General features: G+C 34.5%; 17 protein-coding genes. 13 read left to right on the forward strand and 4 right to left on the reverse strand.

The features are described from left to right. Positions 1-69 precede the first annotated feature (69 nt). The 4 genes from ACQQ6V_RS09510 to ACQQ6V_RS09525 all read left to right on the forward strand — a co-directional run bounded on the left by ACQQ6V_RS09510 (position 70) and on the right by ACQQ6V_RS09525 (position 2909). Positions 70-783 (forward strand): CDP-alcohol phosphatidyltransferase family protein, encoded by a 714-nt coding sequence (locus ACQQ6V_RS09510; protein ID WP_448845279.1) that lies wholly within the window; start codon positions 70-72, stop codon positions 781-783. Positions 784-839: 56 nt separating this feature from the next. Then, on the forward strand, positions 840-1604 hold the full coding sequence (locus ACQQ6V_RS09515; RefSeq protein ID WP_448845280.1) for an exonuclease domain-containing protein: 765 nt from the start codon (positions 840-842) through the stop codon (positions 1602-1604). Between the two features lie 26 nt (positions 1605-1630). Continuing rightward, positions 1631-2239 (forward strand): fumarylacetoacetate hydrolase family protein, encoded by a 609-nt coding sequence (locus tag ACQQ6V_RS09520; protein ID WP_448845281.1) that lies wholly within the window; start codon positions 1631-1633, stop codon positions 2237-2239. A gap of 232 nt (positions 2240-2471) precedes the next feature. Further along, positions 2472-2909, forward strand: coding sequence for a universal stress protein (locus ACQQ6V_RS09525; protein WP_448845282.1), 438 nt, complete (start codon positions 2472-2474; stop codon positions 2907-2909). 68 nt (positions 2910-2977) lie between these two features. On the opposite strand, the gene ACQQ6V_RS09530 is transcribed toward ACQQ6V_RS09525, so the two are convergent. Beyond that, positions 2978-3211, reverse strand: coding sequence for a hypothetical protein (locus ACQQ6V_RS09530; RefSeq protein ID WP_448845283.1), 234 nt, complete (start codon positions 3209-3211; stop codon positions 2978-2980). Between the two features lie 43 nt (positions 3212-3254). On the opposite strand from ACQQ6V_RS09530, the gene ACQQ6V_RS09535 reads away from it, so the two are divergent. The 4 genes from ACQQ6V_RS09535 to ACQQ6V_RS09550 are packed head-to-tail and all read left to right on the forward strand — an operon-like array spanning position 3255 to position 6149. Continuing rightward, positions 3255-4166 (forward strand): DUF6427 family protein, encoded by a 912-nt coding sequence (locus tag ACQQ6V_RS09535; protein ID WP_448845284.1) that lies wholly within the window; start codon positions 3255-3257, stop codon positions 4164-4166. Further along, the gene (locus tag ACQQ6V_RS09540) at positions 4166-4747 is read left to right on the forward strand and encodes a DUF3109 family protein (RefSeq protein WP_448845285.1); all 582 of its coding nucleotides are present in this window, start codon (positions 4166-4168) and stop codon (positions 4745-4747) included. Before ACQQ6V_RS09535 ends, ACQQ6V_RS09540 begins: the two co-directional genes overlap by 1 nt. Positions 4748-4780: 33 nt before the next feature. Next, the gene (locus ACQQ6V_RS09545; RefSeq protein ID WP_448845286.1) at positions 4781-5233 is read left to right on the forward strand and encodes a hypothetical protein; all 453 of its coding nucleotides are present in this window, start codon (positions 4781-4783) and stop codon (positions 5231-5233) included. A 52-nt stretch (positions 5234-5285) separates the two neighbouring features. Next, positions 5286-6149 (forward strand): glycoside hydrolase family 25 protein, encoded by an 864-nt coding sequence (locus ACQQ6V_RS09550; RefSeq protein ID WP_448845287.1) that lies wholly within the window; start codon positions 5286-5288, stop codon positions 6147-6149. Here ACQQ6V_RS09550 and ACQQ6V_RS09555 read toward each other — a convergent pair. Further along, positions 6126-7016: a carbohydrate kinase family protein gene (locus tag ACQQ6V_RS09555; protein WP_448845288.1), complete on the reverse strand. Its 891-nt coding sequence runs from the start codon at positions 7014-7016 to the stop codon at positions 6126-6128. The two genes, ACQQ6V_RS09550 and ACQQ6V_RS09555, sit on opposite strands and share 24 nt — an antisense overlap. Before the next feature lie 236 nt (positions 7017-7252). Between ACQQ6V_RS09555 and ACQQ6V_RS09560 the strand changes: the two genes are divergently transcribed. The 5 genes from ACQQ6V_RS09560 (at position 7253) to ACQQ6V_RS09580 (ending at position 11931) form a co-directional block, all read left to right on the forward strand. Beyond that, positions 7253-9151: an ABC-F family ATP-binding cassette domain-containing protein gene (locus tag ACQQ6V_RS09560; protein ID WP_448845289.1), complete on the forward strand. Its 1899-nt coding sequence runs from the start codon at positions 7253-7255 to the stop codon at positions 9149-9151. Positions 9152-9452: 301 nt separating this feature from the next. Then, a complete protein-coding gene (locus ACQQ6V_RS09565; protein ID WP_448845290.1) occupies positions 9453-10037 on the forward strand; it encodes a phage tail protein in 585 nt (194 codons plus the stop codon). Positions 10038-10148: 111 nt separating this feature from the next. Beyond that, the gene (locus ACQQ6V_RS09570) at positions 10149-10628 is read left to right on the forward strand and encodes a phage tail protein (RefSeq protein ID WP_448845291.1); all 480 of its coding nucleotides are present in this window, start codon (positions 10149-10151) and stop codon (positions 10626-10628) included. 17 nt (positions 10629-10645) lie between these two features. Continuing rightward, complete coding sequence (locus ACQQ6V_RS09575) at positions 10646-11227, forward strand: phage tail protein (RefSeq protein WP_448845292.1); 582 nt, start codon at positions 10646-10648, stop codon at positions 11225-11227. 11 nt (positions 11228-11238) lie between these two features. After that, entirely contained in the window at positions 11239-11931 is a 693-nt protein-coding gene (locus ACQQ6V_RS09580) for a T9SS type A sorting domain-containing protein (RefSeq protein ID WP_448845293.1), read from the forward strand. Positions 11932-12004: 73 nt separating this feature from the next. Here the strand turns inward: ACQQ6V_RS09580 and guaB are convergent, their stop codons facing one another. Next, complete coding sequence (gene guaB, locus ACQQ6V_RS09585; RefSeq protein WP_448845294.1) at positions 12005-13465, reverse strand: IMP dehydrogenase; 1461 nt, start codon at positions 13463-13465, stop codon at positions 12005-12007. A 248-nt stretch (positions 13466-13713) separates the two neighbouring features. After that, positions 13714-14922, reverse strand: a complete 1209-nt coding sequence (locus ACQQ6V_RS09590; RefSeq protein WP_448845295.1) for a response regulator transcription factor — start codon at positions 14920-14922, stop codon at positions 13714-13716. Between the last annotated feature and the right edge of the window lie 13 nt (positions 14923-14935).

A 14935-nucleotide genomic window follows, 5' to 3' on the forward strand; every position in this document is an offset into this window, starting at 1 on the left:
GCTTGATGACTTTATGATAATCTCTCGATAGAAAGAAGTTCTCAAGAATAGTTTTCTTATTTTTGTACTATGAATTTTATAAAGAATAATCTTGCGAACGCTTTTACATTAGGCAATCTATTCTCTGGTTGTATTGGTGTCATCCATCTGCTCTCTGGAAATTATCAAATTACCGCTTTATGCATCATCATCTCTCTAGTATTAGATTTTTTTGATGGTTTTATAGCAAGAGCGCTTAAGGCTAATAGTGATCTCGGTGTACAATTAGACTCTTTGGCAGACATGGTGAGCTTCGGGGTTTTACCAGGAATGGTAATGTTAAAAGCTTTAGAACCGTTTGGCAATACTTTCCTAGGCATTGATTTTCCTTTTGAAATTAAATATTTTGGATTATTAATTACTTTATTCTCTTGTCTTAGACTCGCTATTTTTAATCTAGACGAAGATCAGAAATATTATTTTAAAGGATTAAACACACCAAGTAACACTATTTTAATTTTCGGGTTGTATTATTCATTTTTAGAAATGGGACATTTTAATCAATTATTTTCCAATGAGTGGATGATTATTCTTGTAACAATTATCTCATCATGGTTGCTAATTTCTCCCATAAAAATGATTGCAATGAAATTCAAATCCATGCAACTAAAAGACAATTATCCAAAAGTTGCTTTATTAATTGGCGCAATTCTAATATTAGTTGTTTTAAAAACAACAGGCATTCCGCTTGTGATTTTATATTACATGTTGATTTCTTTAATCTTTCAAAAGCAACTAAAGTAAGAAGTCAGAAGAAAATTATCCCATTACCCCATTTTTCAAATTATCAAATTAAAATAATGAACCTTAAACTTCACAAACCGCTTTGTATTTTCGATTTAGAAACCACTGGCGTTAACGTTTCGTCTGACAGGATTGTAGAAATCTGTATCTTAAAAGTTAACCCAGACGCATCCAGAGAAAGCAAAACTTGGTTGGTTAACCCAGGAATGCCAATCCCAGAAGCATCTAGCCTTGTGCACGGCATCTACGACAAAGACGTGATGAATGCGCCAAGCTTTAAAGAAATTGCTTCTAAAGTTTTGGAAATGATAAAGGATTCTGACCTTGGAGGATTCAACTCTAACAGATTTGACGTTCCTGTTTTGGCAGAAGAAATGTTGAGAGCTGGGATAGATTTCGATCTTAGCAAGCATCGTTTTGTGGATGCACAGACGATTTTCTTCAAAAAAGAACCAAGAACTTTGAGCGCTGCTTATCAATTTTATTGCGACAAAGCTTTAGAAAACGCTCACTCTGCAGAAGCGGATACTTTAGCAACCTTTGAAGTATTAGACGCTCAAGTTGGCAAATATGAAGATCTACCTAACGATATTGCTGGACTTAGCGAATATTCTTTCCATCAGAAAAATGCAGATCTTGCAGGTTTTATCGGTTATAATGACAAGCAAGAAGAAACATTCAACTTTGGGAAATATAAAGGTCAGACGGTAAAAAGCGTTTTCCAGAAAGATCTTGGTTATTACGGATGGCTTCAGAATGCTGATTTCCCGCTGTACACAAAAAAAATCTGGACCAAAATCCAATTGTTAAGTAAATTCTAACTACCCATTTTTAAATAAAACTAAAGATGAAAATTATATGTATCGGTCGTAATTATAGCGAACATGCCAAAGAATTAGGTAACGAAATCCCAGAAAATCCGGTTATTTTTATAAAACCTGATACGGCAATACTCAAGCGTGACACTGATTTTTATATCCCCGAATTTTCTAACGACATCCATTATGAACTGGAAGTTGCGGTTAAAATATCAAAAGGTGGCAAGTATATCCAAAAAGAAAACGCCGCTAAACATTACGAAGAAATAGGACTTGGTATAGACTTTACGGCGCGTGATCTACAATCCGAATTGAAATCGAAAGGTCTCCCTTGGGAATTAGCAAAAGGTTTTGATGGCTCCGCAGTAATCAGCGACTTTTTCCCGAAGGCTCAATTTGATTTGGAAAACCTTGGCTTCTCTCTGCAACTTAATCAACAAGTTGTACAAGATGGTAATACTAAGGATATGATTTTCAATATTGATGATATTATTGTGTTTGCTTCTCAATATTTCAGTTTGAGAATTGGCGACATTATTTTTACAGGAACACCAAAAGGTGTGGGAAAGGTAAAAGAAAACGATGTCTTAGATGCTTATATCGAAGATAAAAAACTATTCTCTCTAAGGATACAGTAATAGGTCTTCTTTGCGCAGCGCGGCCGGGATGGTAAGGGCGCGAGCGAAGCGAGCGGTCACAAAAAAATAGAAGCTGGACATTATGGTGTCTGGCTTTTTTTGGGACGAAACCCCTGCACAGCCCGAAATGCCGCCCTAATGATTATTAATCTCAAATTAATGGAAAGGCTAGATTTTTGTTGTATCTTTAATACACGCTAAGTGATTTATTAATTTCAAAAAATGTTACGCTATGAAAACGATTATTTTGCCTTTGGATTTTTCTGACAAAACAGATGCATTGCTAGATTATGCTGTTAATTTTGCTAAAGACCTTAATGCTAAAATTTCTTTGATCCATGTAACGCCTTCTGACGTAGGATTTATAGTTGGCGATATGGGATTTCAATATTTCCCAGAGCTTGAAAAGAGTGAAATTAAGTTTGAGTTACAGGAGCTTAATCGCCTAGAACAGCGCGTTATTTCTCAAGGTGTTGAGGCTGATCACCTCCTGAAGCAAGGTATTGCAGCGGATGTTATATTAGAGTACGCGACAGAAAAAAATGCAGATTACATTGTAATGGGATCTCACGGACGAAGTGGAATGTATGATGTTTTTATTGGGAGCTTAACTAAAGATCTAACCAAAAAATCACACATACCTGTCCTAGTAGTGCCTTGTCATAAATAATTTTATATAAAAAGTTAAACCCGACTCTCTAAAGAATCGGGTTTTTCTTTTTTATATAATCAATTTATTTAACCTTCGTTTTTATAAATTTTAGGATCGTAGTAAGGGAATTTACCTTCTGTTTCAGAATGATATTTTTTATCCTTATCACCTCCAAGTGTTACAATCAAGATATAACACCAATAGCAGAAAAATCCACTAGCTACAAAAAATAGTATCCAGTTAAGAAAATTACCTGCAAAATCAAAAAAACCAAAGGTCCCTTTGAAAACACTACCTAAGAACAACCAAAAAGATGTCATTGCTTTTCCTTTTTTAAATTAACTTTGCACAAATTTATAAAAAATGTTTCGATTACTTTCTAAAGAAAGCAATATTTTTTCGATTCCAGTGTATATTGGTTTTCTACTGTTGATTATAATTGGATTCAACACACTAGACATCAATACATTAGACATAGGAAATACTATAATTACCTTTGCAGGATTTGCATTGGGCTATTTTTTGTTTAACAGAATTGCGCTTAATTATCAGACACATCTTCCTTTATTTTTATATACATTTTTAGTTTTTGCCTTTTATCCCGGTAATATTGGCTTAGGGCTATCTGTCACCTTGCTTATCAACTCTTTTTTGTTGTTTATATTAACTGATAATAGTGATAGATTAAGGAAAGGTTCTTACTTATTGGTTGGCGCCTTGTTAACGACTAACTTTCTTTTTGCTCCAGAATGTTGGCCAATGATTATTTTTGTTGGGATACATATTTTTGTGACATCAGGAAATGCTGCTCTTAATTTTTTTAGATTTATATTTGGAGCTTTATTAATCAGTTTAAGCTATTTTGGACTGATGTATATTATTGACTACAGAAGCTGGAATCCTTATTATCTACCTTTTAATAGAGATTTCAAAATCTTGACAGACTATTTTCCGTTGTATTTTTTGATTCCAATTGTATTATTACTAATCTATGCTATAATAGATCACTTTAATCATTTTAACGAAAAAAGTCCTAGTAGCAAATATAAGTACACTTTCTTATTAATGTTTAGTATAGCACAATTAACAAGCATAGTCCTTTATATGGGGAAAAACCACGAATATATATTACTCTTAGCACTTCCGGCAAGTATAATTCTTAGTAGGATGCTAAAGTTTTTTCCTAAATATTGGATGCAAGAATCTGGCGTATGGCTCATTTTCTTTTGCCTTTTAATTTATAAAATTTCACCTTATTTTAATTTCAATTTATAATGATCCAGATTGATGATAAACTAATTTCTGAAGATATTTTCTCTGAAGAATTTGTATGTAACCTTTCAAAATGTAAAGGCGTATGTTGTGTAGACGGAGACACTGGCGCACCACTTGATAAAAGCGAGCTTCCTATTTTGGAAGAGATTTTCCCGAAAATAAAATCTTACTTACGTCCAGAAGGCGTATTAGCTATAGAAGAGCAAGGCACGCACATCACAGATTTCGAGGGAGATCTTGTTACGCCATTGGTAGATAATTCTGAATGTGCTTATGTTATCTTTGACGAAAAAGGCTGGACAAAATGTGGCATAGAAAAAGCCTACGAAGATGGCGTTATCGACTGGAAAAAGCCTATCTCTTGTCACCTATACCCTATCCGAGTAACAGAATATCGTACTTTTTCTGCACTCAATTATCACGAGTGGCCTATCTGTGACGACGCTTGTACTCTAGGAAAAGAGCTGCAAGTACCAGTTTATAAATTCTTGAAAGAACCTTTGACCAGAAAATATGGTGCTGAGTTTTATGAAACGCTATGCGATGCCGCAACAGAATGGGATAAAGAGTTTAATTCTTAAAAAAATAAGCGCCCGAAAGGGCGTTTTCTGATTATGATGATCGATATTGACAAATCAAAACTTATAAACTTCATCCAACTAAAATTAGAAGAAAAAGCCAATGCTTTCCACAACCTAATTGAAGAAACTAGAGCCTCTAATAATGATACTAAAAGTAGCATGGGCGACAAATATGAAACTGGAAGAGAAATGTTACAACAAGAAATCAACAATCTCCAAAAGCAACTTAATGAAGTTAATAATCAATTACAAGTCTTGAAAAAAGTACCAACCCTCCTTAAGAAAAACGTCTCTCTAGGTACTATTGTTACAACAGAAAAAGCTATTTTCTTTATTGCAACTTCGCTGGGAGAAATCACATTTGACAATCAAAAAATCTTTATCATTTCAGAGCAAAGCCCCTTAGCTAAAGCGTTATGGAGTAAAACTTCTGGTGACCATTTCCTAATTAATCAGTCCTCTCAAAAAATACTTTCTGTTAATTGATTTTCAATAATTAAAGCTTATCAACAAAAAGTCTTTTCGTAATTTTGCAACTATGCCCAGAAAACCTGTTAGAAAAAAAACAACTCATAAAAGACATCAACAAAGAAAGAAAAACTATCTCAAAAAAAGATGGATATTGTTGGGTATTTTAGTGCTTGGTTTATTGGGAACAGGTTATTATCTCAAAGAGACAATTATTTTTTATTATGCATCATACTTCGATCGCTTCGAGCATAAAAAGCTTAAAAACACTGAAGACGAGGAGGCAAGAATTAATAGAATTATTGGAGGTTATGCGACTAAAACATTTGGCTTTGACATTTCTCATTATCAAAACAAAGAAGATATAAAATGGGATAGTCTAAGTATTGGCAATAGAGCAATTCCTCTAAAATTTGTTTTATTGCGAGCAACTATGGGAAACAAGAAAACGGACAAAAATTTTGATCATTTTTGGACAACTTCAAAGCAACATGGCTTACTTAGAGGCGCTTATCACTTCTTTCGCCCAGATGAAGATCCTATAAAACAAGCCAACTCTTTTCTGGCAACTGTAAAGTTAGAGTCCGGAGATCTACCGCCTGTTTTGGATATAGAAAAACTTCCTCGTCTAAAATCAAAAAAACAATTGGTAGAAGATCTTAAAGTCTGGCTAAAAATAATGGAAGCAACCTACGGCACTAAACCTATTATCTACACCTACTATCATTATTATAAAGATGTGCTAAAAGATGACTTTTCAGAATATCCTTTGTGGCTTGCCAACTACAATGACGTCCCTGCTCCTTCCCCAGAAGAGAATTGGTTATTTTGGCAATTTTCAGAAAAAGGAATAGCATATGGCATTAACGTCAAAGTTGACCTTAATATCTACAACGGCAGTTATTGGTCATTAAAGCAGTTGACCTTGGATTAAATTTTCTATTTCATGAAACTCTATTTTCCCAACAGCTCCTTTCTTAGTAGAAACTATTGCACCAACAGCACAAGCAAATTCTAACAATTGCTCATAATTATCTGTCTCGAAAAACTTAGAAAGCAAGGCTGCCAAAAAACTATCGCCCGAGCCTACAGCATCTACAACATCTACAGAGAAACCTGGATGAGAATAAAAATTTTCTCCTGTTAGTAATACAGCTCCATCATGACCTCTCGTAATACAAATATCCTCGGTCTCTGTAATCTCCGATAAAAACAATATATTAATCTCTAAAGCATCAGCTTCTGAGCCCAAAGCTTTGGTAATATAAAGTAATTCTTCATCGTTCATTTTTATAAAATCTGCTTTTTTCATCAAAGAAAAAACCATATCTATGTCGCAATAAGGCTTTCTGACATTAGCATCAAATACTTTATATTTTGCCATGTCAAGAAAATGAAATAAAGTATTTCTCGTTACTTCATCGCGAGTCGCCAAAGACCCAAAAATAAAGACATCGGCATTCTTCACAGCTTCTTCTGTCACTGGATTAGGAAGAATCTTATCCCATGCGGCAGGATAAGCTATATCATAAATAATGTCATCTTCTACATCAGTAATAATTCTAGCTTCACCAGTTGCATAATTAGCATCTATCTCAACAAAAACACCCGTCAGATTACTATTCTGAATACATCTTAATAACTCTCTACCAGAGGCATCATTTCCTATTTTAGAAATAATCCTACTTGATACCCCAAAAGAAGATAAGCGAGCAGCTACATTCAAAGGGGCACCTCCAGCTATTTTATTATTCGGAAAAATATCCCACAGAACTTCCCCATAACAGATCATCTTTCTCATAACATCAGATTTGATAATTCTAAGATAGTAAATTCTTGAGACGAGCCACAATGATTAACTTACTATTAACATAAATTAGCAAGTATTAACCCGCTTTTCACTTATTATACTTTTTATCTTTTTTTAGAACCCTATAACATAACACGGCTTTTATAAATATGTCATAAAGCATCACTTAAGACAACCGTTTAATTTTCGTATTTTCGCGGGATAAAATTTAACCTAAAAATTCTCTAATGAATTACGTTACCGCAGAAAACCTAACCAAATCTTATGGCATAAAGGTTTTGTTTCAAGATATTACCTTCCATATTAACGAGGGCGATAAGATCGCTATTGTTGCCAAAAACGGAAGCGGAAAATCTACTCTTCTAAAAATATTGATGGGCAAAGAAATCGCGGACAGCGGCAACGCAATCATTAATAAAGATATCCAAGTAGTTCTTTTTGACCAAGAAATAGATTTTGATCCTAATATCAATATCGAAGAATTTATGATGACCTTAGATTCGGCACCGATTTTAGCATTAAAAAATTATCATCTATCACTACTTTCTACAGACAATGATTTTATAGAAAAAGCATTGATAGACATGGAAGTACACAAAGCTTGGGATCTAGAAAATGAAATGAGACAGATCTTATCTCAGCTTAAAATTACTGACTTAGAAGCCAAAATGGGTACGCTTTCTGGCGGACAAATAAAACGTGTTGCATTAGCAAAATTATTAACAGAAACCAGAGCAGAACATCGCCACACACTTCTCATTATGGATGAGCCTACCAATCACCTTGATGTAGAAATGGTGGAATGGTTAGAAAACTACCTCAGCAAAGCCAAAATCACCTTGCTTCTCGTAACGCACGACCGTTATTTCTTAGACAGCGTCTGTGACATTATCTGGGAAATGGAAGACCAAAAACTCTTTCTGCACAGCGGTTCTTACGCCACTTATCTAGAAAATAAGATGATTAGAGAAGACAACCTCAACTCTACCATAGACAAGGCTAACAACCTTTATCGCAAAGAATTGGAGTGGATGCGCAGACAACCCAAAGCAAGAACAACCAAATCTAAAAGTAGAATTGATGACTTCTACGAAACTGAAAAAGTTGCAAAAACTGATACTCGCAAGCAAGCTCTAGAACTAGAATTTGAGATGAAACGTCTTGGGAATAAAATTTTAGAGTTAAAAAACATTAGCAAAAGCTACGGCGATAAGTTATTATTAAAGGATTTTAGTTATCAATTTCAGCGTGGTGAGAAAGTCGGTATTGTTGGAAAAAATGGCGCCGGAAAATCTACCCTTCTTAATATTATCCAAGGCTTAGAGAAATATGACGGTGGCGAAATAGAAACGGGAGAAACCATCTCTTTCGGGTATTTTTCTCAAAAAGGATTAGTCTATAAAGAGAACGAACGCGTGATTGATTTTATTAAAGATATTGCAGAACATTATCCGTTAGCTAACGGTAGAAGCCTTTCTGCATCACAGTTTTTAAGATTATTCTTGTTTGATGATCAGACGCAATATTCTCCAATTTCAAAATTATCGGGCGGCGAAAAAAGACGACTTCACTTGATGTATGTTTTGTACAAAAACCCTAACTTTTTGATATTTGATGAACCAACCAATGATCTTGACCTTCCTACTCTAACAGTTCTGGAAAACTTCCTGCAACAGTTCCAAGGGACGTTAATCATCGTTTCTCACGACCGTTATTTTATGGATCGTATTGTGGATCATATTTTGGCTTTTGAAGGTGAAGGAAAAATTAAAAACTTTGTAGGTAATTTCACTGAGTATAGAGAATACGAAAAGAAATCCAAAGATGAAAAAAACCAACAAAAAGAAGTTGCTAAACCTATCATTACCGAAACGCCAAAAGTAGAAGCGCCAAAACCAACAATTGCCAAGAAAAAAATCTCTTACAAAGAGCAACGCGAGCTAGAAAATTTAGAAAAAGAAATGCCCGATCTAGAGCAAAAAAGGAACAAAATCCTAGAACAACTCAACAACGAAGCGGATTACGAAAAAATTGCCGTGCTCTCTGCTGAGCTAGAGCAACTATCTAACAAACTAGAAAATTATGAGATGCGTTGGATGGAATTACAAGAACTTATTGAAGGATAATAAGCGATTATAATTTTATAGATTTTAAAATTATAAATCTCCAAATTCATTTATAACAATGAGTTTGGAGATTTTTTTTGCTTTTTATTATCATTTATTTAGTTAAAATATAAGCCTAAACTTTAGCATATTTTACTTAAAATATTTGATATTTAGTTTCAACTTATTTTATAAAAATTCAACACTTTGATTATCAGCATTACTTATTTGTAAAATCATTTGTCCCCCATTTGTCCACCCCTATTTTTCTTTACAAAAGGTTATATTAATCTAATTTTGATATTATAATATCATTATGTTTATGAAAACAATAAAACTGCTTTCTCTTTTATTTTTTTTCCCGAGCCTCGCCATTGCTCAGGATCAATTTCTTGGTCAGATTATGTTTGTCCCTTACAATTTTACACCATCTACCTGGCATGATTGTGACGGGTCATTAATAAAAATTTCTGGAAACGAGGCTCTATACTCCTTAATTGGCACCACTTACGGCGGTGACGGACAGACAACATTTGCACTACCTAATGCCCAAGGCAGAGTGATTATAGATGACGGCACAAGCAAAAACCTAAGCACATATCAACTAGGACAAACTGGAGGTACAGAAAGTGTTACTTTAACAACTAATCAAATGCCATCTCATACCCACCCTGTAAGAGCTACGACATCTGTAGGCACTCAGAATTCTCCAACCAACGGTATACCTGCTAATACCAAAGCCTTAGACAAAGAATACTCTAATACAACAGATACAGCGTCTAAAACAACGATGAAACCTACAATGCTTAATATGGCTGGTGGTAACTCCCCGCATAATAATATGATGCCAACATTAGCACTGAGATGTATTATTTCTATGTCTGGAATATATCCTAGCCACCCATAAGTAAATAAAGATAAAATTATGCAAAAATTAAAAATACTATCAGCAGCTCTCTTCCTTACATTATTTATTAAAACATCAGCACAAGCGTATAATCCTTATCTAGGTCAAATTATGTGGGTACCCTATGATTTTGCTCCTTATGGTTGGGCACAGTGTAATGGACAATTGTTATCCATAGCTCAAAACTCCAATTTATTTTCTTTACTAGGTACTCAGTTTGGGGGTAACGGCACGACTACATTTGCATTACCTGATATGCAAGGCAGAACTATAATAGGTGCTAGCCAAAAATATCCAATAGGAAATAAGAATGGTGAATCTAGTGTGACTCTCAAACCCTCAGAATTACCTACGCATACCCACACCGTGAATGCCGTTAAAATAGAAGGAAATGATCATCTGCCAACCAATAATTTTTACGCAGATACTAAAGTACAAGATCCTGAATACTCTGACGCACCTACTAATACCACTATGAGTCAAAACATGATTGGAGTAACAGGAAGTGATATACCACACAATAACATGCAGCCGTACGCCGCTCTCAAGTGTATTATCTCACTACACGGGAATTTTCCTCCAAAAAATTAAACATAAAATTAAAAAAAATGAAAAATTATACATTATTACTCTTTATGATTTTGGGAATGAGTTCTCTGAAAATTAAGGGACAAGCTTTCGAACCATATTTAGGACAGATGCTTTATGTTTCTTTCACCTTTGCTCCAAAAGGATGGGCAGATTGCAATGGTCAAGAATTATCAATAAATCAAAATCAAGCATTATTTTCTCTATTAGGAACAACTTATGGTGGTAATGGCTTAACAACTTTTGCATTACCTAATATCCAAAATAGAGTTTTAATTGGAGATGATGATGCCACCTATAAACGAGGAGTAATTGGTGGAACAGAATCCCATACATTAACAACTAATGAAATGCCAGCTCATACCCACACTGTTAATGCCGTATCTTCGGTTGGAAACAAAAACTCTCCAACAGGCAACTTACCTGCTGACACCAAAGTATTGGACAAGGAGTATGCAAATTTTACTACGGAAAACCTAGTAACTATGAATCCTAACGTTGTTAATCCAACTGGAGGAAATCAATCGCACAATAATATACAGCCCTACATTACCTTTAAGTGTATTATAGCATTAGAAGGCAGATACCCATCACGAAACTAACAACCAAGATTATGAAAAAATTATATTCAATTTTCGCATTATCATTAATGTTAATTAATACCAATGCGCAAACGATTAACTTTAATGGTTGTCCTAATCTATTTGACGACAACAATTATATCTTTACCAAAACCGAGACAGATGCACAAGGCAAAGGAGTCTATATCACTACACCTGTGGATGGAGAACAAAGTTGTAGTGGTCTTGGCACTTGCGAGTTCAAAATCCAATGGAATAATACTCTAAAGAGATGGGAATTTTTAGCAGATTCTGGAAATGGAGATTTCATCAATCCTTATCTCGTTTTTTATAACTCCAAGGGAAATAATAATGCCAGCAATCCCCCAAGTCCTGCTATCGGAATTTGGGAAGAAAACAAAAGCATTACAGAATCTAAATGTGGTGGTAACCTAAGCCCTACAAATACCAATATGACCGGTGATGTACATACCACAACTTTAGCAGTTAATGATCTTGACAAAGGTAAAATTCAGCTTTTTCCTAATCCCGTGACTAGCATTATTAATATTTCTGGCATCCAAAATGGAGAAAAAATTATGATTTACACCATGTCTGGGCAACTTATCCAATCCGAAAACTTTAGTTCTAAAATTAATGTTTCTCAATTAAATCCCGGAACTTACATCTTGTATATCACATCGAAAGATGAAGGTAAAAGAGAGTTCAAGTTTATTAAAAAATAAATTCCTTTTTTGTTTAAATTGTTTATAGCAAAAAAAAAAGAAGCTGTTCTAATAGAACAGCTTCTTTGAGTTTTTATAAAGAATAATTAGGTGCTTCTTGCGTGATAATCACATCGTGTGGATGAGATTCTTTCAAGCCGCTGCCAGTAATCATTACCATTTTAGTATCTTTCTGTAAAGCCTCGATGTCTTTTGCGCCGCAATAGCCCATCCCAGCTCTAAGACCTCCCGTTAACTGGAAAATCACATCTTCCAATTTCCCTTTGTAAGGTACACGTCCTTCGATACCTTCTGGGACAAATTTCTTAGCTTCACTTTGGAAATAACGCTCTTTACCGCCACGTTTCATCGCAGAAAGACTTCCCATACCTTGATAAGACTTAAAAGTTCTTCCTTGGAAAATAATTTCTTCCCCAGGCGCTTCTTCAGTTCCTGCTAAAAGTGAACCCAACATAACTGCTCCAGCACCACTAGCAATAGCTTTTACAATATCACCAGACAGCTTAATCCCACCATCTGCAATAACAGCCACATTTTTCTTTTTGGCATATTCATAAACATTATAGATAGCAGAAAGCTGAGGCACACCAACACCTGCAACTACTCTTGTAGTACAGATAGATCCTGGACCAACACCTACTTTTAATACATTAGCGCCGGCTTTAATAAGATCTTTAGCGGCATCTGCTGTAACGATATTACCACCAACGATATCTAACTCTGGGTATGTTGATCTGATTTCTGAAATTTTATCCAATACACCTTTAGAATGTCCATGTGCAGAATCTATTGCAACGATATCTACACCAGCAGCAACCAATGCTTTAATCCTGTCCATAGTATCTTCTCCAACACCTACTCCTGCACCTACAATAAGTCTTCCTTTAGCATCTTTATTAGCATTAGGATATTCTAATTGATTGTCGATATCTTTAATAGTAATTAGTCCAACTAATTTGTTCTTTTTATCAACGATTGGCAATTTTTCTACACGGCTTTTAAGAAGAATTTCTTTAGCTTTTTCTAGATTAGTATCTTTATCAGAAGTGATAAGATTATCTTTGGTCATAAGATCTTCTACCTTTAATCCTAGATTCTCCTGATATTTTACATCACGATTAGTGATAATCCCAATCAATACATTATCAGCGTCTACAACTGGCAGACCTGATATCTTATATCTAGCCATTAGATCTTTGGCTTGTTCTAAAGTATGGTCTTTAGATAAAGTTACGGGATCAGAAATCATTCCGTTTTCTGATCTTTTTACACGGTTAACTTGCGAGGCTTGCTCTGCAATAGTCATGTTTTTATGGATGAATCCCAAACCACCAACTCTTGCAATAGCAATTGCCAAATCTGCTTCTGTCACAGTATCCATCGCTGCGGAAACAATGGGTGTATTAAGCGTAATTTTGTCGGTAAGTCTTGATTTGAGAGAAACCTGATTAGGTAAAACTTCTGAGTAAGAAGGGACGAGAAGAACGTCATCGAAAGTGATAGCCGTTTCTACAATTTTGTTATGAATAGACATTTTTACTTTCTTGGCAAAATTATAACTTTTTACGGAAAATTAAAAATTATCTGATTGATATTAACTAAAATTAATTTATTAATACTCAATCGCTTTACAAAATCAATCTCATAGCCCTGATGGAAACGGCATCCTTTTTTTGTGGCTGGACTCTTGGACAGGCTCAGAGTGAAAGCGTTGGCAAAAAAGATATAGTGGACAGCAGGAATTGCTCCAAAAAAATTAATTGGGTTAAATAGCTCCTATAATTAAGGTTTGAGATCCCAGCGGTTTTCTATGCCCAGAACATTATAAATGATCTTAAGATGGTATTTTACGGTGTTTTCTGAAATAAAAAGTTCTGTTCCTATTTCCTTATTAGTCTTGCCTTCTCTTACCAACTTTATAATTTCTAATTGTCTTTCTGTTAAATCGAAATCTTCGGTCTGAAGTTTTTCTTCTCCTGTATCATCTATTTCTTTGGCTAATGTTTCTAACTCTATCCTCATTCTGACATTTTCTCTTTCGATAAGGAGGCCTTTCTGACGATTAGCTTTGTAAAGCTTGATGACCACAATTAAAAATGCCAATAGAATAAAACTAGAAAATCCGAGTGCATATTTTAACTTTCGTTGGTAATCTATCTCTACATTATTTCTTTTCTGTATGATACTTTTTTCTAAAACCGTTAATTGACCATTGCGAAAAGCAGCATTATATCTGGAGGAAACATCACTCCCTTTGCTCTGATATATGTAAGCATTCTTATAATCTTCTATTGTAAAATAAAAATGACTCATTGTAAAATAGAGAGAAATACGATAGAGATCTAACTTATATTTATTAGCATAAAAAATACCTTCTTCGAAAGCTTTAATCGCCAATTCCTCATCCCGAAGATGCTCTGCAATCCCAATCATTTTACTGTAGATCAACGGTAGGTGTTTGGGATTTTCACTTTTCAAAATAGCAATAGCATCGTCAAGCGTTAATTGTGCTTGGTCATATTTTTTGTCAAAAATATCCATCACCGCTATGGCTCCAAGATAGAAAGCCTGCGTCTCTCCGCGCAAAAGATTGGTGTTCTTAAGCTGTAAAATGCTAATTAATTTTCTAGCTTCTTCATATTTTCTAGAGTCAAATTCTACAAACATCTGCTCTGTAAGAACTCTAACTTCTGCTTCCTCGTGAAAATTTTGATTTTCGGACACTTCTAATGCCAAATTAAGATTCTCTAAAACCTCTGGATAATTAAATAATCTTTTATAGGTTAAAGACTTTTGTAAGTATGCATTATAGCGATCATAAGCTGTAGATCTTTTATTATTAATAATCTCTTCTAGCCTTATAATAGATTTTTGATATTGGTAATTGTCATTAAAGTTAGCAATCTCTGTATTGAGCCTTTCAGAATTAATAGTTTGACAAAAACTAAACTGAAATAATAGACCAAAAAAAAATAATAATGATTTACTCATATTCAACTTTTCA

The organism is Chryseobacterium electrogenes, from assembly GCF_053553015.1.

Excerpts from the sequence above, each read along its gene's own strand:
- ACQQ6V_RS09520 (WP_448845281.1), top strand. The coding sequence starts at position 1,631 with ATGAAAATTATATGTATCGGTCGTAATTATAGCGAACATGCCAAAGAA.
- ACQQ6V_RS09535 (WP_448845284.1), top strand. The coding sequence starts at position 3,255 with ATGTTTCGATTACTTTCTAAAGAAAGCAATATTTTTTCGATTCCAGTG.
- ACQQ6V_RS09590 (WP_448845295.1), bottom strand. The coding sequence starts at position 14,922 with ATGAGTAAATCATTATTATTTTTTTTTGGTCTATTATTTCAGTTTAGT.
- ACQQ6V_RS09550 (WP_448845287.1), top strand. The coding sequence starts at position 5,286 with ATGCCCAGAAAACCTGTTAGAAAAAAAACAACTCATAAAAGACATCAA.
- ACQQ6V_RS09560 (WP_448845289.1), top strand. The coding sequence starts at position 7,253 with ATGAATTACGTTACCGCAGAAAACCTAACCAAATCTTATGGCATAAAG.
- ACQQ6V_RS09510 (WP_448845279.1), top strand. The coding sequence starts at position 70 with ATGAATTTTATAAAGAATAATCTTGCGAACGCTTTTACATTAGGCAAT.
- ACQQ6V_RS09515 (WP_448845280.1), top strand. The coding sequence starts at position 840 with ATGAACCTTAAACTTCACAAACCGCTTTGTATTTTCGATTTAGAAACC.
- ACQQ6V_RS09570 (WP_448845291.1), top strand. The coding sequence starts at position 10,149 with ATGTGGGTACCCTATGATTTTGCTCCTTATGGTTGGGCACAGTGTAAT.
- ACQQ6V_RS09575 (WP_448845292.1), top strand. The coding sequence starts at position 10,646 with ATGAAAAATTATACATTATTACTCTTTATGATTTTGGGAATGAGTTCT.
- ACQQ6V_RS09530 (WP_448845283.1), bottom strand. The coding sequence starts at position 3,211 with ATGACATCTTTTTGGTTGTTCTTAGGTAGTGTTTTCAAAGGGACCTTT.
- ACQQ6V_RS09525 (WP_448845282.1), top strand. The coding sequence starts at position 2,472 with ATGAAAACGATTATTTTGCCTTTGGATTTTTCTGACAAAACAGATGCA.
- ACQQ6V_RS09540 (WP_448845285.1), top strand. The coding sequence starts at position 4,166 with ATGATCCAGATTGATGATAAACTAATTTCTGAAGATATTTTCTCTGAA.
- ACQQ6V_RS09555 (WP_448845288.1), bottom strand. The coding sequence starts at position 7,016 with ATGAGAAAGATGATCTGTTATGGGGAAGTTCTGTGGGATATTTTTCCG.
- ACQQ6V_RS09565 (WP_448845290.1), top strand. The coding sequence starts at position 9,453 with ATGAAAACAATAAAACTGCTTTCTCTTTTATTTTTTTTCCCGAGCCTC.
- guaB (WP_448845294.1), bottom strand. The coding sequence starts at position 13,465 with ATGTCTATTCATAACAAAATTGTAGAAACGGCTATCACTTTCGATGAC.
- ACQQ6V_RS09545 (WP_448845286.1), top strand. The coding sequence starts at position 4,781 with ATGATGATCGATATTGACAAATCAAAACTTATAAACTTCATCCAACTA.
- ACQQ6V_RS09580 (WP_448845293.1), top strand. The coding sequence starts at position 11,239 with ATGAAAAAATTATATTCAATTTTCGCATTATCATTAATGTTAATTAAT.